General features: G+C 68.0%; 18 protein-coding genes. 14 read left to right on the top strand and 4 right to left on the bottom strand.

From position 1 onward, the window contains the following. Positions 1 to 189: 189 nt before the first annotated feature. Positions 190 to 993, bottom strand: coding sequence for a DeoR/GlpR family DNA-binding transcription regulator (locus tag ABD648_RS06820; protein ID WP_282214216.1), 804 nt, complete (start codon positions 991 to 993; stop codon positions 190 to 192). A 230-nt stretch (positions 994 to 1223) separates the two neighbouring features. Here ABD648_RS06820 and ABD648_RS06815 point away from each other — a divergent pair, with 230 nt between their 5' ends. The 11 genes from ABD648_RS06815 to ABD648_RS06765 all read left to right on the top strand — a co-directional run bounded on the left by ABD648_RS06815 (position 1224) and on the right by ABD648_RS06765 (position 12969). Continuing rightward, positions 1224 to 2525, top strand: a complete 1302-nt coding sequence (locus ABD648_RS06815; protein ID WP_282214215.1) for an ABC transporter substrate-binding protein — start codon at positions 1224 to 1226, stop codon at positions 2523 to 2525. 79 nt (positions 2526 to 2604) lie between these two features. Further along, a complete protein-coding gene (locus ABD648_RS06810; protein WP_282214214.1) occupies positions 2605 to 3528 on the top strand; it encodes a carbohydrate ABC transporter permease in 924 nt (307 codons plus the stop codon). 2 nt (positions 3529 to 3530) lie between these two features. Continuing rightward, positions 3531 to 4376, top strand: coding sequence for a carbohydrate ABC transporter permease (locus ABD648_RS06805; RefSeq protein WP_282214213.1), 846 nt, complete (start codon positions 3531 to 3533; stop codon positions 4374 to 4376). A gap of 45 nt (positions 4377 to 4421) precedes the next feature. After that, positions 4422 to 5285: a ketose-bisphosphate aldolase gene (locus ABD648_RS06800; protein WP_116634594.1), complete on the top strand. Its 864-nt coding sequence runs from the start codon at positions 4422 to 4424 to the stop codon at positions 5283 to 5285. 33 nt (positions 5286 to 5318) lie between these two features. Beyond that, the gene (locus tag ABD648_RS06795) at positions 5319 to 6527 is read left to right on the top strand and encodes an ADP-dependent glucokinase/phosphofructokinase (protein WP_282214212.1); all 1209 of its coding nucleotides are present in this window, start codon (positions 5319 to 5321) and stop codon (positions 6525 to 6527) included. Then, positions 6524 to 7501 carry a class I mannose-6-phosphate isomerase gene (locus ABD648_RS06790; RefSeq protein ID WP_282214211.1) on the top strand — a complete coding sequence of 326 codons (978 nt, stop codon included), beginning with the start codon at positions 6524 to 6526 and terminating at the stop codon, positions 7499 to 7501. The genes ABD648_RS06795 and ABD648_RS06790 overlap by 4 nt, the downstream gene beginning before the upstream one ends. A 156-nt stretch (positions 7502 to 7657) precedes the next feature. Continuing rightward, positions 7658 to 8149 (top strand): DUF3817 domain-containing protein, encoded by a 492-nt coding sequence (locus ABD648_RS06785; RefSeq protein WP_116634596.1) that lies wholly within the window; start codon positions 7658 to 7660, stop codon positions 8147 to 8149. Beyond that, positions 8146 to 9732, top strand: coding sequence for a glutamine-hydrolyzing GMP synthase (gene guaA / locus ABD648_RS06780; protein ID WP_282214210.1), 1587 nt, complete (start codon positions 8146 to 8148; stop codon positions 9730 to 9732). The genes ABD648_RS06785 and guaA overlap by 4 nt, the downstream gene beginning before the upstream one ends. 8 nt (positions 9733 to 9740) lie before the next feature. Next, positions 9741 to 11129: a glycosyltransferase gene (locus tag ABD648_RS06775; RefSeq protein WP_282214209.1), complete on the top strand. Its 1389-nt coding sequence runs from the start codon at positions 9741 to 9743 to the stop codon at positions 11127 to 11129. Between the two features lie 119 nt (positions 11130 to 11248). Continuing rightward, positions 11249 to 11674 (top strand): YciI family protein, encoded by a 426-nt coding sequence (locus tag ABD648_RS06770; protein WP_282214208.1) that lies wholly within the window; start codon positions 11249 to 11251, stop codon positions 11672 to 11674. Further along, entirely contained in the window at positions 11674 to 12969 is a 1296-nt protein-coding gene (locus tag ABD648_RS06765; RefSeq protein ID WP_282214207.1) for an RNA polymerase sigma factor, read from the top strand. The genes ABD648_RS06770 and ABD648_RS06765 overlap by 1 nt, the downstream gene beginning before the upstream one ends. 70 nt (positions 12970 to 13039) lie before the next feature. On the opposite strand, the gene ABD648_RS06760 is transcribed toward ABD648_RS06765, so the two are convergent. Then, positions 13040 to 13312, bottom strand: a complete 273-nt coding sequence (locus ABD648_RS06760) for a GlsB/YeaQ/YmgE family stress response membrane protein (RefSeq protein ID WP_116634600.1) — start codon at positions 13310 to 13312, stop codon at positions 13040 to 13042. 174 nt (positions 13313 to 13486) lie between these two features. Further along, complete coding sequence (locus ABD648_RS06755) at positions 13487 to 14395, bottom strand: Bax inhibitor-1/YccA family protein (protein WP_282214206.1); 909 nt, start codon at positions 14393 to 14395, stop codon at positions 13487 to 13489. Between the two features lie 90 nt (positions 14396 to 14485). Here ABD648_RS06755 and ABD648_RS06750 point away from each other — a divergent pair, with 90 nt between their 5' ends. Then, complete coding sequence (locus ABD648_RS06750; RefSeq protein ID WP_282214205.1) at positions 14486 to 15472, top strand: glycerophosphodiester phosphodiesterase family protein; 987 nt, start codon at positions 14486 to 14488, stop codon at positions 15470 to 15472. Positions 15473 to 15487: 15 nt separating this feature from the next. Here the strand turns inward: ABD648_RS06750 and ABD648_RS06745 are convergent, their stop codons facing one another. Further along, a complete protein-coding gene (locus ABD648_RS06745; RefSeq protein ID WP_282214204.1) occupies positions 15488 to 15886 on the bottom strand; it encodes a YccF domain-containing protein in 399 nt (132 codons plus the stop codon). Between the two features lie 89 nt (positions 15887 to 15975). Here ABD648_RS06745 and ABD648_RS06740 point away from each other — a divergent pair, with 89 nt between their 5' ends. Continuing rightward, positions 15976 to 16959 (top strand): ABC transporter ATP-binding protein, encoded by a 984-nt coding sequence (locus ABD648_RS06740; RefSeq protein ID WP_282214203.1) that lies wholly within the window; start codon positions 15976 to 15978, stop codon positions 16957 to 16959. Further along, positions 16956 to 17975: an ABC transporter permease gene (locus ABD648_RS06735; protein WP_282214202.1), complete on the top strand. Its 1020-nt coding sequence runs from the start codon at positions 16956 to 16958 to the stop codon at positions 17973 to 17975. The genes ABD648_RS06740 and ABD648_RS06735 overlap by 4 nt, the downstream gene beginning before the upstream one ends. Positions 17976 to 18090: the final 115 nt, after the last annotated feature.

Genomic DNA, 18090 nt, shown 5'->3' with positions numbered 1-18090 from the left:
CGGCCTCCGCTGTTGCGCGGGCGGCTCAGATGCGCGCGTCGCTCAGATGCGCGGAACTTCTGCGGCCGATCCTGACTTCTGCGGCCACATCGGCATATTTTGGCCGCAGAAGTTCGGGGTGGCCGCAAAAGTTGGACACCGGATGCCCGGACCGGATGCCCGGACCGGATGCCCGGGATCGCCGACTCGTCAGGGGGTGAGCACCTGCACGTCCGCCTGCGCGAGGGCGGCGGCGATGCGCGCGGGTGGGGGCGCGTCGGTGATTAGGTAGTCGGCGCGGTCCAGCAGGGCGATCTGCGCGAAGAACCTGCGGCCGAGCTTCGTGGAGTCGGCGAGGATCGCTGTGCGCTCCGCGCGCTGGATCATCTCGGACATCATCGCGGCATCGCCGAGGTTCGAGGTCGAGTATCCGGCCTCGTCGATGGCGCCGACCGCGATGAGAGCGAGGTCGCAGCGGATATCGACCTCCGGTCCTCCCGGCGTCATCGTGAACGTCACAGGTCCCGTCGTGGCCTGGGTGATCGATCGCACGGCCCCGCCGAACACGTACAGATCCCGGAAGGCGGACGGCGAGAGCTCCCCGGGGATGCGGAGGTTGTTCGTGGCGATCGTCAGGTCGTGGTGATTGCGCAGTGCCCGCGCGACCGCGAGGGTCGTCGTGCCCGCGTTCAGCATGATGACCGAGCCGTCTTCGACCAGGCCGGCCGCTATTCGCGCGATCCGCTCCTTCTCCTCGGTCTGCACCCGCATGCGCACGTCGAGCGCGCGGTCCTTCAGGGGGCCGCTCGCGGAGCTGACCGCGCCGCCGTGCGTGCGGACGAGCACACCCTCGCGGTCGAGCTGATCGAGGTCGCGGCGGATCGTGTCGATCGAAACGCCGAAGTGCTCGGCGAGATCGCTCACCGTCACCTGCCCCGTCTGCTCGACATAGCTGGCGAGGTCGGCTTTCCTGCCCGCAGGGAGGCGGCGTCGCGCCGTTCCGGAAGCATCCATGACCTCATCTTTAGCACATTCAGAGGATCAACACGGCATAGTCGTGCAAAAAACGGCACAGGCTGCGGCGAGCGATTGGCGGGCTAGATCACCGAGATTCGGGGACTGAACCGCCCGATCGCAGGAAAGTCCTCCTTGACGAACATGCAGATGTCGGCATAACATGGCTCAAAACCGCATGAAGAAGCATTGAAGCGCGTCATGCGGCACGATCTCGAAGAGGAGAAGTGATGAGCACAGTGGGACGAGGGCGCAGACGAACCCGGAACATCGTCGGCGCCGCGACCGCGGCGGTTACCCTGCTGGCCGTGGCGGGCTGCGCGCCCAGCACGACGGGAGACGGTGGCGGCGGTGACGGCGAAGACGTCACGATCGAGTTCGCCCAGTGGTGGGAGCCGGAGCTGCCGGACGGCGAGTTCCGTGCGCTCATCGACAAGTTCGAGGAGGCGAACCCAGGCATCACCGTCGAGCTGGTCAGCGGGCCGTACGCATCGACCAAGGAACAGCTCTTCGCCGGTGCGGCATCCGGAACCATGCCCGACGTCGTCGGTCTCGACGGCGCCTGGGTCAACGACTTCGCCTCACAGGGCGTCATCGCCGATCTCACCGCGCTGATGAAGGAGAACGACTACGACGACAGCCAGCTCGCCAGCCAGATCCAGGTCGACGGCAGCACCTACATGATCCCGGTCGTGAACTTCGTCTACCCGATGTTCACGAACGACGATCTGCTGGCGCAGGCCGGCGTCGACGCGCCGCCGACGAACCGCACGGAGTTCGCGGATGCCGCGGCGAAGGTCACCGCCCTCGGCGGAGACGTCTCCGGCTGGGTGCTCCCGCTGTCGCTCGAGACGCCGAACGGCGTGCAGAACGACGTCATGTCGTGGGTCTGGGCATCCGGCGGTTCGATGCTGAAGGACGGTCAGCCCGACCTGACGAACGACGACGTCACCTCGGCCGTCGAGTACATCGGCGGTCTCTGGGATGACGGCGTCATCGCCTCCGGCTCCTTCACGATGAAGGAGCAGGACAAGGTCGAGGAGTTCACCAACGGCCGCGCCGGAATGATGATCGACTCGCTCGCGCACATCAACCTGATCCGCGAGACGAACCCCGACCTGAAGTTCTCGATCTCAGCGCTCCCCGCTGAGGACGGCTACGACGGCGAACGGGGCATCCCCTACGCGTCCTGGGGCATCGGCGTCGCCGAGAACTCGGAGCACAAGGATGCCGCGTTCAAGCTCGTGTCGTTCCTCATGAGCGAGGAGACCAACTCCGAGCTCTCGACCATGGCCAACGCGTTCCCCGGCAACTCGGAATCCGTCCCGGCCTTCGTCGAGGACGACGAGCTGTTCAAGAAGGCGTTCGAGATCTACCAGGCGGGATACCCGGCGAACGAGTTCACGGGCCTCCCCGTCGCGGAGGAGCTCATGCGCCAGCTCGGTGAGCAGCTGCAGTCGGCGTTCGACGGCCAGCAGTCGATCGACGATGCGCTCAAGAAGGCACAGGAGGCCTGGAAAGCGGAGTTCTGATCTCCCGCCTCCCGCATGAACGGGGTGCCGCATCGCGGTTGCGATGCGGCACCCGACCAACCAAGGAGCACCGGTTCCCATGAGCCTGAGAACGACCGACGACACCGAGGTGATCGTCACCGGAGTGCCGCTGTCGCGCCGGCGACGTCAGCTGCGCAAGACCACGGAGTCCTACGCCTTCCTGTCGCCCACGATCATCCTGCTTCTCGTGCTGATGATCGTGCCGATCATCATGGTGATCGGCTACTCGTTCCAGGACAACGTCATCCTGAACAAGTCGCCCGAGTTCGTCGGCATCGCGAACTTCGTCGAGATCCTCGGTGATCCCGGCTTCTGGAAGGCGACCGGCAACACCCTCGTCTTCACCATCGGCAGTGTGATCGCCCACCTCGTCCTGGGGCTCGGCTTCGCGATGATGCTCAACAGCACCCTGCTGCACCACGCGGCCCGTGCGATCTTCCGGGCCCTCTACGTCCTCCCGTGGCTCTTCACCGTCGCGGTGATCGCCGTCCTCTGGCGCATGCTGCTCGCCCCGAACGGTGTGATCAACTTCCTGCTGAACACCGACATCGAGTGGCTCGCTTCTCCGCAGCTCGCGCTCGGCACCATCACGTTCATCAACATCTGGGCGGGGTACCCGTTCTTCATGGTGAGCCTGCTCGCCGGGCTCCAGGGCATCCCCGGTGAGCTGAACGAAGCGGCGACCGTCGACGGTGCGAGCGCGATCCAGCGGTTCTGGAACGTCACGATCCCGCAGCTGCGGCCCATCATCGTCAGCCTGGTGCTGCTCGACCTGATCTGGACCTCCCAGCAGTTCGCCCTCATCTGGATGACGACGGGTGGTGGCCCCATCGACGTGACCGAGGTGCTCAGCACCTTCACCTACAAGCTGGCGTTCGCCAAGTACGACTTCTCGCTCGCCGCGACCTCCGCGGTCCTCGTGCTGCTGATGTCGATGGTGCTCGCCGTGTTCTACGTCCGTCACCAGAAAGCGAGGGACTGACCATGGCTCTCACCGTCAAGGGCAAGCGCCGCGTCGGGACCGCCGGGGTGACGATCGGCCTCCTCATCGGCGCGGTCTTCGCGGCGGGCCCGGTGCTCTGGATGCTGTCCAGCTCGTTCAAGTCGAACACACAGATCTTCGAGCTGCCGCCGCGGCTGCTCACCGACACGTTCTCGTTCGACGCGTACATCGCGATCTTCACGAACCCCGAGACGATGCGGTTCTTCCTGAACAGCTACGTCGTCGCAGGCTCCGTGACCGTGCTGACTCTGATCGTGGCGATCCAGGCGGCCTACGCGTTCAGCCGGTTCGACTTCCGGGGCAAGCGCATCCTGAACGTGGTGATCGTGAGCGTGCAGGCGGTGCCGCCCATCACGCTGCTGATCCCGTACTTCGGACTCATGGTGGCGCTCGGTCTCTACAACTCCTACGCCGGGCTCATCCTCACCTACATGGTGTTCACGCTGCCCTACGCGATCATCATGATGACCGGCTACTTCAACACCCTGCCGCGTGAGCTCGATGAGGCCGTGCGCGTGGACGGCGCAGGATCCATGACCGCGCTGTGGCGGATCCTCGTGCCGATCTCGGTTCCCGGCATCGTCTCGGTCGGCATCTACACGTTCATGATCGCGTGGAACGAGTACCTGTTCGCCCTGACGCTCACACGCACGATCGACATGCGCACGGTGCCCATCGGCATCCAGCTGCTCATGGGCCAGCACTCCTACGAGTGGAACCAGATCATGGCGATGAGCGTGCTCGGCTCGATCCCCGTGCTGCTGCTCTTCCTCTTCTTCCAGCGCTACTTCATCAGCGGGCTGACCGCCGGCTCCGTGAAGAGCTGACGCCGTCCGAACGGACCCACGACCACCACGAAACAGGAGAAACACGTGCTCTACACCGGCAAATCCATCCTCGACGTCGCCAATGCGAACAACTTCGCGATCCCGGCGTTCAACATCAGCGACTGGGCGATGTTCACCGGCATCATCGACATCAGCGAGGAATTGAACGCCCCGGTCATCATCGCGATCCACCCCGACGAGGTCTCGCACATCACGACCGATCTGATCACCGCGATGCGCTCGCGTGCCCACAGGGCGAGCGTCCCGGTCGCGATCCACTGGGATCACGGCGGCACGTACGAGCAGATGATCACGGCGTTCCAGGCCGGCTTCACCTCGGTCATGATCGACGCCTCGCTGCTGCCGTTCGAGGAGAACGTCGCGCTGACCCGCAAGGTCGTCGAGGCCGCGCACGCGGTCGGCGTGCAGGTCGAGGGCGAGCTCGGCACGATCGGCGCCAACGACAGCTACGGCGAGTCGGGGGCGGCGGAGATCATCTACACCAACCCCGACGATGCGGTGCGCTTCGTGCAGGAGACCGGCGTCGACAGCCTGGCCATCGCGATCGGCACCTCGCACGGGCTCTACCCGGCCGAGAAGAACCCCGAGCTGCGGCACGACCTGCTCGAGCAGATCAAGGCCGCCGTCGGCATCCCGCTCGTCCTCCACGGCGGATCGTCGAACCCCGACTCCGAGCTCCGCCGCGCCGTCGAGCTCGGCGTCAACAAGATCAACATCTCCAGCGACATCAAGGTGGCGTACCACAACCGCATGCGCGAGATCCTCGGCACCGACGAGCGTCTGCGCGAGCCGAACGCGATCCAGCCCGAGCCGATCGCCGCCATGAAGGCCACGGCGGCTGAGAAGATCAAGCTGTTCGGTGCCGACGGCAAGGCCGGTCTCTACTGACGCACACGAATCGACAGTGAGGACGCTCGACGGATGATCGGCGATGTGGACAGGCAGCTGGTGCTCGGGCTCGGCGGCACGGTCGACTACGAGCTGCGGTGGGATTCCGCGGTTCTCGAGCAGCTCGTCCATGCGCATGACGTGCGCATGGACGAGCTCACGACCACGGCGCCCATCGTCGACGAGCGCTCCCTCCTGGTCGCGATCCTCGCCTTCGCCGCCGACGGAATCGGGGCGGAGCGCTTCGTCGCATCCTCCGAGGTCGTCGAGCGCTTCGCCGCGCACTTCGCGTATGAGGTGACACTCGGCGGCACGGGAGTCCGCGCCGGGTTGGTGCTCGACAGCCTCGGCATCCCGAGCGTGCAGCATCTGGTGAGCATCGACGACAACGTGCGCCGGCTGCTTCCCGACAGGATCACGATCGTGTCGTCCGCCGAGGGGGACACCCTGGACCCGCACCTGATCGTGCAGTATCCGGCGGGAGCGCATGTGCGCCTCGCGGACGGCGAGGTTGTCTCGCCCGGCGCCAATCGGCTCATCTTCGCCAACGATCCGCCGAATCGGACGATGGCGATCGCCGCCGACTTGTCCGATGCACTCGCCGACGCCTCCGCGTTCCTCATCTCGGGGTTCAACACGATGCAGGATCACGACCTGCTGGTGCGTCGGCTGAGCGAGCTCCTCACCGCGATGGCGCGCCTGGCGGTGGGGGCCCTGGTCTACTACGAGGACGCCGGCTTCTACACCCGCACCTTCGCCGAGACGGTGCGGGCACGGCTGCTGCCGCACATCCAGGTGTACGGGATGAACGAGGACGAGCTGCAGGAGTATCTCGGCAGAGCCGTCGATCTGCTCGATCCGGCTCAGGTCGCCCCGGCGCTCGAGGAGATCCACCGGCTGATCCCCGTGCCCGCCCTCGTGGTGCACACGCGCTGCTGGGCGCTCGCGGTCGGACCGGATGCAGCCCGCCATCGAGAGGCTCTCGAGAGCGCGGTACGAGTGGCTGCGACCCGCTTCCGGCTCGGAGACGGCTTCACGGCCGCGGACGCGGCGGAGACGGCCGCTATGGATCGGCATGCCGGGGGAGTCGCGCTCGTCCGTGCGATCGAGGACGCGATTCCGGATGCCGTCGGCGTCGCCGCCTTCTCTCTCGATGTCGCATCGCCGACCACCATCGGCCTCGGCGACACCTTCGTCGGCGGGTTCCTCGCCGCGCACGCCCGGAGCGGAGAGCAGCAGTGAACCCGATCGTCCTCCCCTCGAATCGTCCGCCGGAGCGCTTCTACCGCGGAGGCGCGCGCATCTCCGCGTTCCGTGGAGAGGAGGAGGCGGCTCCACGCGAGCCGGAGGACTGGGTCGGATCCACCTCGACCATCCGCGGCGAGGAAGCACTTGGCCTCACGACGCTCCCGGACGGCCGGCTCCTCCGTGACGCGATCGAGGCGGATCCCGTCGCCTGGCTCGGCGACCGCCACGCACGGCGTTGGGGTTCGGACGCCCGTCTGCTGGTCAAGCTCCTCGACGCCGGCCAGCGCCTGCCGGTGCACGCCCACCCGCACGACGACTTCGCCGCCTCGCATCTGGGCCGCACGCACGGCAAGGCCGAGGCCTGGTACATCCTCGAGGGCGGCACGGTGCACGTCGGGCTGCGGGAGGACGTCGCGGTCGAGACCCTCGCCGATCTCGTCGCGCGTCAGGACGTCGAGGTTCTGCTCGGACTCCTGCATGTCATCGAGGTGCATCCGGGCGATGTCGTCTGGGTTCCTCCCGGCGAGCTTCATGCGATCGGTGCAGGCGTGCTGCTGCTCGAGCTGCAGCAGCCCGAGGATCTGTCGATCCTGCTCGAATGGGAGGGCTTCGAGATCAATGGGCCTCAGGAGGGGCATCTGGGTCTCGGCTTCGACCTCGCGCTCACCGCAGTGACGCGGACGGCGCGGAGCGTCGCCGAGATGGGGGCGCTCGTGCACGCTGCACCGTCGTCGGGATCGGTGTTCCCCCGCGATGCCGACGAGTACTTCCGACTCGTGCGGATGCCGGTGCACGGCGCAGCCATCCTCGAGCCCGGTTTCGCGATCGTGATCGTGACCGCCGGTGCGGTCGATCTCGCAGGGCAGCAGCTCACGGCGGGGGCGACCGTGCTCGTGCCTGCGGCCGCGGGCCGTCTCGAGGTCAGCGGCGACGGCGAGCTGCTGGTCGCGCGTCCGCCCGCGCCCTGAGGCGGCATCCCGCGCACAACGGCGGAGGTGGGGAGCAACACGCCGCCGGAACGGACCGGACCCCCGGGGGTCGCCTTCGATCTCCGAAGTCGTGCATGCGCGGAGGCGGTGCCGGCGCCTGAATCGGACCGTTCTCACGCCGTCTAGACTGGGTGCATGCCCGAACCGAAAGTCGCCAGCTTTCCGGCGATCCGCGGTGCGCTGAAGTTCTACCAGATCGCGTCGATCATCACCGGAGTCATGCTGCTCCTGCTGGTCGCCGAGATGGTGCTGAAGTACACGCCGATCCACCTCGAACTCTTCGCCGGCGGATCCGGCGGACCGCTCTGGTTCGCACCGGTCGTCGAGGGCCCGGAGGGTCTCGAGTCCACTGGTGACGGCTTCAACCTCTCGCTCTTCATCCTGGTGGCGCACGGCTGGTTCTACGTCGTGTACCTCTTCGCGTGCTTCCGCATGTGGAGCCTGATGCGCTGGCCGTTCCTGCGGTTCATCCTGCTCGCGCTCGGCGGCGTGATCCCGCTGCTGTCCTTCATCATGGAGACGATCGTCGCCCGCGACGTGAAGACCTATCTCGCCACGAGGGAGGCCGCTGACGCTTCGACGAGCTCAGCGACCCACCCGAACAATGCCCCGGAAGGTGTCCGTTGACCGAGCATTCCGAGACCGAGCAGCGTCCTGCTCTCGTCGTCGACTTCGGCGCGCAGTACGCGCAGCTGATCGCCCGTCGCGTCCGCGAAGCGGGCGTGTACAGCGAGATCGTGCCGCACACCGCCACGGCCGCGGAGATCGCGGCGAAGAACCCCGTGGCGATCATCCTCTCCGGCGGCCCCTCGTCGGTCTACGAAGAGGGTGCTCCGCGGCTCGACCCCGCCGTGTTCGATCTCGGGGTCCCCACGCTCGGCATCTGCTACGGCTTCCAGTACATGGCCCAGACCCTCGGCGGCGAGGTCGCCCACACGGGGCTCCGCGAGTACGGTGCGACGGATGCCGTCATCTCGGGTGACGGCGGCACGCTGCTCGGTGGCCAGCCGGCCGAGCAGAACGTCTGGATGAGTCACGGCGACCAGGTCGCCAAGGCGCCGGAGGGCTTCGAAGTCCTCGCCACCACCGACGCCACCAAGGTCGCGGCGTTCGCGAACGAGGAGCGCAGCTTCTACGGGGTGCAGTGGCACCCCGAGGTGAAGCACTCCGACCACGGTCAGCGCGTGATCGAGAACTTCCTGCACAAGGGTGCCGGTCTCGCGTCTGACTGGAACAGCGGCAACGTGATCGCCGAGCAGATCGAGCGCATCCGCGAGCAGGTCGGTGACGCCCGCGTCATCTCCGCCCTCTCCGGCGGGGTCGACTCCGCGGTGTCGACGGCCCTCGTGCACAAGGCGATCGGCGACCAGCTCACCGCGGTCTTCGTCGACCACGGCCTCCTCCGCAAGGGCGAGCGCGAGCAGGTCGAGAACGACTACGTCGAGTCCACCGGTGTGCGGCTCATCACGGTCGACGCGGCGGAGACGTTCCTCGGCCACCTCGAGGGCGTGACCGACCCTGAGGAGAAGCGCAAGATCATCGGCCGCGAGTTCATCCGCGCGTTCGAGAAGGTGCAGCTCGACCTCGTCGCCGAGGCCAAGGCCTCGGGTGGCGCTCCGGTGAAGTTCCTCGTGCAGGGCACGCTGTACCCCGACGTCGTCGAATCCGGCGGCGGAGCGGGCACCGCGAACATCAAGTCGCACCACAACGTGGGCGGACTTCCCGACGACCTCGACTTCGAGCTCATCGAGCCGCTGCGCGCGCTGTTCAAGGACGAGGTCCGCGCGATCGGCCGCGAGCTCGGCATCCCCGAGGCCATCGTCGGCCGCCAGCCCTTTCCGGGGCCCGGTCTCGGCATCCGGATCATCGGTGAGGTCACCGCTGACCGTCTCGAGATTCTGCGTGAGGCCGACGCGATCGCTCGCGAGGAGCTGACGAAGGCCGGCCTCGACCAGGAGATCTGGCAGTGCCCCGTCGTGCTCCTCGCCGACGTGCGCTCGGTCGGTGTTCAGGGCGACGGCCGTACCTACGGTCACCCGATCGTGCTGCGCCCGGTCTCGAGCGAAGACGCCATGACGGCCGACTGGACGCGCCTCCCGTACGACGTGCTGTCGAAGATCTCCAACCGCATCACGAACGGCGTCCGCGACGTGAACCGCGTCGTGCTCGACGTGACGTCGAAGCCGCCGGGAACGATCGAGTGGGAGTAGGGGACGCCGTGTCCCCGGAAGCGGCGGCCGGGAAGCTTCCCGACGCCGAGTACCTGGTGCTGTCCAGCCGGCTGATCCCCGGGCTGGACGGCGGGTACGCGATCGCCGCGCTCGCGCGCGCCCGGCAGCTTGCAGGCGCCGGCATCGCCGACGGTGCGGGGCCGCAGCTGCTCACCTTCGATCCCGGTACGGCGGCCGCGCATGCGGAGCACCGGGCGACCTTCGCCGAGCACGGCGCGCTGACCGATCCGTCGCGGATGCGCAATCTCTTCGACGAGGCCGTCGCGCCCGGCGGGGGAGCAGCGGCCTGGCTCCTCGCGGCGGCGGATGCCGCGGCGGAACCCGACCCCGCCGTCGAGTACCGCGTGCTCGAGGATGCCGCCGGACGCCCGTTCGCGGCGCTGCCGGTGATCCTCGGGAACCCCGACTGGCATCTCACGGAGGAGCCGGTCCTGATCCACGATGCGTCCGGCGAGGTCGTCGGCGGCGTGCGCGGCTTCCGAGGGCTGTACCGGGCCTGGCTCGATCACGTCACGGCATCCTTCGGCGATCGCACGATCGTCGTGATCTGCGAGTCCCGACAGCTCGGTGAACTCATCGCCGACTGGTCGGATCCCCGAGTGCGCATCATCCACCCGATCCACACCATCCACCTCGAAGCGCCCTACACGGCTGACGCGCCGATGAGCGCGTTCTGGACGCGCTGGTTCACGCTCGCCGAGCGGTTCGACGCGGTCGTGTGGCCGACGAAGACGCAGCGCGACGACGTGGTGGCCCGGTTCGGTGACGCGGCGCGGCACGTCGTCGTTCCCAACCCCATCACACCCGTCGAGCGTCGGGACGACCTGCGCGAGAACGGCCTCGTCGTAGTGCTCGGTCGGCTCGCCCCCGCCAAACGCGTCGATCACGCGATCCGCGCATTCCTCGCCGCCGATGTTCCAGGCGCCCGGCTGGAGATCTGGGGCGAGGGCCCCGAGCACGGGCGGCTCCAGACGTTGCTCGACGAGCTGGGGGCGGGGGACAGGATCCTGCTCGCGGGCTACACGGACGAGCCGGGACAGGTGCTCGAACGCGCGTCGGTCGTCGTCACGTCCACGGCGTTCGAGGGTCAGCCGCTCGGAGTGGTCGAAGCGCTGCTGCACGGGGCGCCGGTCATCGCGTACGACGTGCGCTACGGCATCCGCGATGTGCTGCAGCAGGGCGGGGGAGTCCTCGTGCCCGGCGGAGACGTCGATGCCTTGGGCGAGGCGCTGCGTCGAGTGCTCACCGACGAGGGGCTGCGCACCCGGCTGAGTGCCGAGACCCCCTCGGTCGCCGCGGCGTGGAATCCCGAGCACTCTCTCGCCGCCCTCACCGCGGTGATCCAGGACGCCGTCTCGCGTCCCTCCCGCCGCTGAGCTCCGTCGCAAAAAAAGAATTTCAAGAAAATCTCCGGCGGATGTCGATCCGGGGCATTCCCGTTCGACGTCTGTGATGAGAGGGTCGAGAGACGGCCCCCTCGAACAAGGAGAACATCATGAAGTACATGCTCATCATGCGCGCGACTGACGAAGCGGTGGAGTCCTTCAAGGAGATGCCGTTCGAGCAGGTCATCGAGGCCATGGGAAAGTACAACGAGTCCATGATCAAGGCCGGCGTGCTGGCAGCGGGCGAGGGACTGACGGATGCCGCCGAGGGCTTCGTCGTCGACTTCAGCGCCGAGACGCCCCTGATCACCGACGGCCCCTACGGTGAGACCAAGGAGCTCTTCAACGGGTTCTGGATCATCGAGGTCTCCAGCCGCGAGGAGGCGGCGGAGTGGGCGAGTCGTGCTCCCCTCGGACCCGGTTCGTTCCTCGAGGTGCGTCGGGTGACCGGTGTCGAGGACTTCCCCGCCGACAACGAGTGGATCGAGAAGGAAGCCGGCTGGCGCGACGAGCAGGCTCAGCGCGCGCAGCAGTGATGGACGATTCCTCTCACAGCGAGACGGCGCGTTCCGCCCCCGATCAGGGGTCGGTGGAGCGCGTCGTCGCCGCTGTCTGGCGCATCGAGTCCGCCCGCATCGTCGGCGCGCTCACTCGTCTCGTCGGCGACTTCGGTCTCGCAGAGGACCTCGCGCAGGAGGCGCTGGTGGACGCGCTGCGGCAGTGGCCGGTCGAGGGCGTTCCGCGCAACGCGGCGGCCTGGCTGACCGCGGTCGCGAAGCGGAAGGCCATCGACGGCTGGCGTCGCCGCGAGCGGCTGGACGCGCGGGTCGCGCTGCTGGCCCACGACCTGGAGCGCGAGCAGGCGGAAGCGGGCGACATGCTGTGGGATCCGGATGCCGTGGACGATGACGTCCTGCGCCTGATCTTCATCGCGTGCCACCCGGTGCTCTCGAAGGAGGCGCAGGTCGCCCTCACGCTCCGCGTCGTGGCAGGTCTGTCGAGCGAGGAGATCGCGCGGGCCTTCCTCGTGCCGACGGCGACCGTGCAGCAGCGGATCGTGCGCGCGAAGAAGACGCTGGCCGCCGCGAACGCGCCGTTCGAGGTGCCCCCTCGCGAGGAGCACGCGCAGCGCCTCGGAGCGATCCTGGGCGTGCTGTACCTGATCTTCAACGAGGCCCATGCGGCGTCGAGCGGTCCGGACTGGATGCGGCCGGAACTCAGCGATGAGGCGATCCGGCTCGGCAGAGTGATGGCGGCGCTCATGCCGGGAGAGCCGGAGGTACACGGTCTGCTCGCGCTCATGGAGCTGACCGCGGCGCGTTTCCCCGCCCGCGTGGACGCGAACGGCGATCCGGTGCTGCTGGCCGACCAGGACCGGCGCCGCTGGGATCGCAGCCGCATCTCGCGGGGTCGTGCGGCGCTGGCTGCGGCGGATGCCGTCGGTCGCGGTCGCGGGGCGTTCAGCCTGCAGGCCGCGATCGCCGAGTGCCATGCCGTCGCGGCATCCGTCGACGACACGGACTGGGACCGGATCGTGCTGCTCTACGAAGCGCTCGGCCGGATCGCTCCGTCACCGGTGGTCGAGCTGAACCGGGCCGCCGCGGTGGCGATGGCCACGGGGCCGGCATCGGCGCTGCGGATCATCGACCAGCTGTCCTCGTCGGGCGTGCTGCGGGGCTACCATCTGCTGCCGGCCACGCGCGGGGAGCTGCTGCTGCGTCTCGGGCGCGAGGAAGAGGCACGGAGCGAGTTCGCCGTGGCCGCAGGGCTCGCCGGGAACGACCGGGAGAGGGCGCTGCTGAACCGCAAGGCGCACGGACACGAAAGATGACCCGTCCCTCCGGGAGCTTTCGCTGCCGAAGGGACGGGCCTCTGGGTGCTGTGCGGGCGTCAGTATCCGCTCAGTTGCGGGCCTTGCTGCCGCGACCGACGATCAGGCCGTAGATCAGCAGCACGACGATGGCGCCGCCGATCGCGAGGAGCCAGGTCTGCAGGCTCCAGAACTCTTCCAGACCCACGCCGAAGATGACGGATCCGAGCCAGCCGCCGAGGAAGGCGCCGACCACGCCGAGCAGGAGCGTGACGATCCATCCGCCGCCCTGCTTGCCCGGGAGGATCAGCTTGGCGATGGCGCCGGCGATGAGGCCGAGAAGAAGGAATCCGAGGAAACTCATGGTCTGCTCCTTTGTGTTGCGAATACCCGTGGTGTCGGGTCTCGCAGATGACTATGCCGCTCGGTCACCCTGGAAGACACCCCCTTGCGCGCACCTCCCCGGATATGGCAAGAGGCCCGCCTCCCCAGGGAGACGGGCCTCTCGACGCGAGCTGAGATCAGCAGGCGCTCGTGATCAGTTGCTGCGGACGATCGCGATGATGCGCAGGATCTCGACGTACAGCCAGACGACCGTGACCATGATGCCGAAGGCACCCATCCAGCCGAACTGACGCGGAGCGCCGTTGCGGACGCCCTGCTGGATCTGGTCGAAGTCGAGCACCAGCGAGTACGCGGCCATGATGACGACGAGCACACCGATGATCAGGCCGAGCGGGATGCCGGCGATCGAGGCGCTGAGCAGGCCGAACGCCTGTCCCTCCGGCAGCACGCCCGTCCACATCAGGACGAGGTTCAGCAGCGAGAAGACGAGGTAGCCGACCATCGCGATCATGAAGACCTTGGTCGCCTTCTTCGAGGCGCGGATCTTGCCGCTCGCGAAGAGAGCCAGCGTGACGCCGACGACAGAGACCGTCGCGAGGGTCGCCTGGAAGACGATGCCCGGGTAGATGATCTCGAAGAACGCCGAGATGCCACCGACGAACAGGCCCTCGAAGGCCGCGTAGGCGAAGATCAGCGCGGGACGCACCTTCTTGCGCGACGTGAACGTGATGACCATGGCGAGCACGAAGCCGCCGAGGGCGCCGATGATCCACGGCAGCATCGAGACGCTCTGCGTGGAGCTGAGGTCGACCCCGCCGAGCGTCCAGACCCAGCCGACGGCTGCGGTCACGAGGAGGATGGCGAAGAGGCCGGCGGTCTTCCAGACGGTGTCCTCGACGGACATCCGGTCGGTCTCGATCGCTCCGGCGGGAGGTGCCGCGTACATGCCCTCGAGCTGCGCGTTGGCCGCGGCATCCATCGTGGCGTGCTGGAAGGAGGCGTTCTGCGCACCCTGAGCGGCCTGCGGTCCGCCCGGGTAGGTCGCGACATTGCGCGGATCCTGCTGCTTGAACGCCGGGTTGTTGAAGGCGAAGTTGCTCATTGGTGGGCCTCACTCCAAAAGGGGGTCGTAGGTCGCTTTCCTCTACGATACCCGCGTGGTGGGGGGTATGGGGTGTTCTAAGCTGAGAGCGTGCCAAGGAAATCGCCCCTCGTCATCGGGCATCGCGGTGCGCCCGGCTACCGCCCGGAGCACAGCCGTTCCTCCTACGAACTCGCACTCGCGATGGGTGTCGACGCGGTCGAGCCCGACGTCGTCGCCACGAAGGACGGCGTCCTGGTCGTCCGCCACGAGAACGAGATCTCCGGCACCACCGACATCGCCCGGCATCCGGAGTTCGCCGACCGCAAGACGACCAAGCGCGTCGACGGGCAGGCGCTGACGGGCTGGTTCACCGAGGACTTCACCTGGGCGGAGCTGTCGACCCTGCGCGGGCGCGAGCGGCTGCCCGAGGTGCGCGCGACCAGCGCGAGCTTCGACGACTCCCAGGCGATCCTCCGCCTCCGCGACGTGCTCGACATCGTGCGCGAGGGCTCGGCGGAGCACGGGCGCGAGATCGGCGTCGTGCTCGAGGTCAAGCACGCGACGTACTTCGCCAGCATCGGCCTGGACCTGGCGCCGCTCATCGAGCAGGAGCTCCGCGACGCGGGCTGGGCCGACGGAGAGCTGCCGCTGATCATCGAGTGCTTCGAGTCCACCGTGCTCGGCCAGTTGCGCGCGCGGGGGATCGCGGCGTCGTACGTGTACCTCATCGAGGCGGCGGGACGCCCGTACGACCTGTTCGTCGCCGAGGGCAAGCAGGCGCTCACCTACAAGGCGACCGTGACGCCGCGGGGTCTCGACGGACTGATCGGGAAGGTCGACGGCATCAGCGTGAGCAAGCGGATGCTGCTGGCTCGGGGCAACACGATCGTCCAGGATGCGCATGAGCGAGGCCTCAAGGTCTTCACGTGGACGTGCCGCCCCGAGAACGCATTCCTCGCGGCGGAGTTCCGCGGCCCCGGAAGCAAGGGGGCCTTCGGCGACTACGAGTCGGAGTGGGGTGTGATCGCCCGCACCGGAGTGGACGGGGTGTTCGTCGACCACCCTGACCTCGGCGTGAGCTTCTTCCGCAGCTGACTCGCGGCGCCGGCGTCAGAGCGTGCGGTCGAAAGCGCCCTTGCGGGTGGAGACGATCTCCTTGCCGAGCGGCATCAGCGAGACCGGCACCATCTTGAAGTCGGCGATGCCCATCGGGATGCCGATGATCGTGATGCACAGCGCGATGCCCGAGATGATGTGCCCGATCGCGAGCCACCAGCCGGCGAGGATCACCCAGAGCACATTGCCGAGGAAGGAGCCGACGCCGGCGGTCGGCTTGCTGACGACCTCGCGGCCGAACGGCCAGATCGCGTAGCGCGCGATGCGGAACGACGCGATCGCCCACGGGATCGTGATGATCGGGATGCACAGCAGCACACCGGCCAGGATGTAGCCGAGGAACAGAGCCCATCCGGCCAGAATGACCCAGATGATGTTGAGGATCGTGCGCATCCGCTGATTGTGTCACCTGCCGTCTGCGGTGGCTGAGCATCCGCCCGGAGCTCCCCGACCTCGCGGCGTCCGGATGCCAGACTGACGGCATGACCGGAATCGTCGTGCAAGACGTCAGCAGAGCATTCGGGACGGTTCAGGCGGTGCGCGGGGCGACGCTCCGTGCGGAGCCGGGCCGCGTCACCGGGCTCGTCGGACCGAACGGTGCGGGCAAGACCACGCTCCTGCTGATGCTCGCGTCCCTCCTCGCCCCGGACACGGGATCGATCAGCATCGGGGGAGTGGACCCGTCGGCGGATCCGCTGGCCGCGCGCCGCCTCCTGGGCTGGATGCCGGATGCCCTCGGCGCCTGGCCCTCGCTCACGGCACGGGAGACGATCGTCACGACGGCGCTGCTCTACGGCATCCCGAAGCCGGATGCCGCGGTCCGCGCCCAGCAGCTTCTCGCCCTCGTCGGGCTCGCCGACCTCGCCGATTCTCCGGCGAAGGTTCTCTCGCGCGGGCAGAAGCAGAAGCTCGGACTGGCCAGAGCGCTGGTCCACGATCCTCGGGTGCTGCTGCTCGACGAACCGGCATCCGGTCTCGATCCCGAGGCGCGCGTGCATCTGCGCGAGCTGCTGCGCCGTTTCGCCGCCGAGGGGCGCACGGTACTGATCTCGAGCCACATCCTCTCCGAGCTGGAGGAGGTCGTCGACGATGCGGTCTTCCTCGTCGCGGGAGCGGTCGTCGACGCCGCCCCGGCGCAGGCGGCGGTGCGGGCATGGCGGATCCGGCTGGCCGGCGCCCACCCCGAGCGGATGAGCGCCGACACCTGGCAGGTCGCCTCCCATCTCGGGATCGCCCCCGAACTGCTCGGAGCCGATCGAGGTGCCGTGCTCGTCGGCTTCGCGAGCGAGGATGCGGCGGCGCAGTCGCTGCGTACGCTGGTCACGGCCGGCCTTCCTATCACCGAGTTCGCGCCGGCGCAGAGCGCCCTCGAGCACACGTTCCTGAACCTTCCGTCGCATCAGCCGGCAGCGCCGCCGCCACCCGCACCGACCGTGAGGTTCCCCGGAGAGGAGACGGGCGCATGAGCATCTCGCATATCGGCACGATCGCCCGACTCGAGCTGACGCAGCGGCTCCGCAGCGTGAGCTGGTACGTCCTGCTCGGCGTGTTCGCGGTCGTGCTGCTCGGCATCACGGGCCTCGCGTTCGCCGTGTACTCCTGGGGCGACGACGTCGGCGCCGGGGTCTACTCGATCGTCGTGAACATCGTGCTGCTGCTCGTCGTGCTCGTCTCGCCGACGCTGAGCGGCAACGCGATCAACGGCGACCGCGATGCCGCGACTCTCGCCGCGATCCAGGTCACGGCAGCGTCCACCGGCGACATCATGATCGGCAAGCTCGTCGCCGCCATCGCGACGGGTGGGGCGTTCCTGGTCGTCGCGCTGCCGTTCCTCGCCTTCTCGCTGCTCGGCGGCGGCGCCGACGGATGGGTGCTGGTCGTCTCGCTACTGATCCTGGCCGCCGAGATCATCGTGGTCGCCGCGATCGGCGTCGGACTGAGCGGCCTCCTCGCGCGTCCGCTGTTCTCGGTCGCGACGACCTATCTCGTCGTCGCCACCCTCGTCATCGGCACCCTCATCGTGTTCGCCCTCGGCGGCATGGCGGTGCGAGGGGAGGCGACGAGCTACAACCGTCCGCACGACGCGACGGGCGACGTCGACTGCGAGAACTGGGAGGTGACGACCACGTACGACGTGCCGAGGTTCGATCTCGTCTGGTGGGTACTCGCGGCGAACCCGTTCGTCGTGCTCGCGGATGCGACGCCGACGAAGTTCTCCCCGGACGGATACCCCGTCGACCTTTTCGGCCAGATCAAGTTCGGCGTGCGCAGTGCACAGCTGTCCCCGCTCGAGCAGCGCTGGGACGAATGCGATGAGAACGGCGGCTATCGCACGCCGGAGGAAGTGCTCGGCTCGACCGTGCCGAGCTGGTTCGTCGGATTGGGTGTGCAGATCGTCATCGCGGGCGGACTTTTCGCCGGAGCCTGGTCGCGCACGCGCACTCCTGCGCGACGGCTGCCACCGGGGACCCGCATCGCCTGAACTCAGCAGCTGTCGGGTGAACGGCCACGCGTCGTTCACCTGCTGTGCATCCGCGCGTCTCCGCGCGGCCACGCGGACTCGGTGGTCTGGAGGCCTACCCGTCTGAACCCCTAGC

This window comes from Microbacterium luteolum, assembly GCF_039533965.1.
Taxonomy (GTDB): Bacteria; Actinomycetota; Actinomycetes; order Actinomycetales; family Microbacteriaceae; genus Microbacterium; species Microbacterium luteolum.
This window is presented reverse-complemented; position numbering and strand designations above follow the sequence as displayed.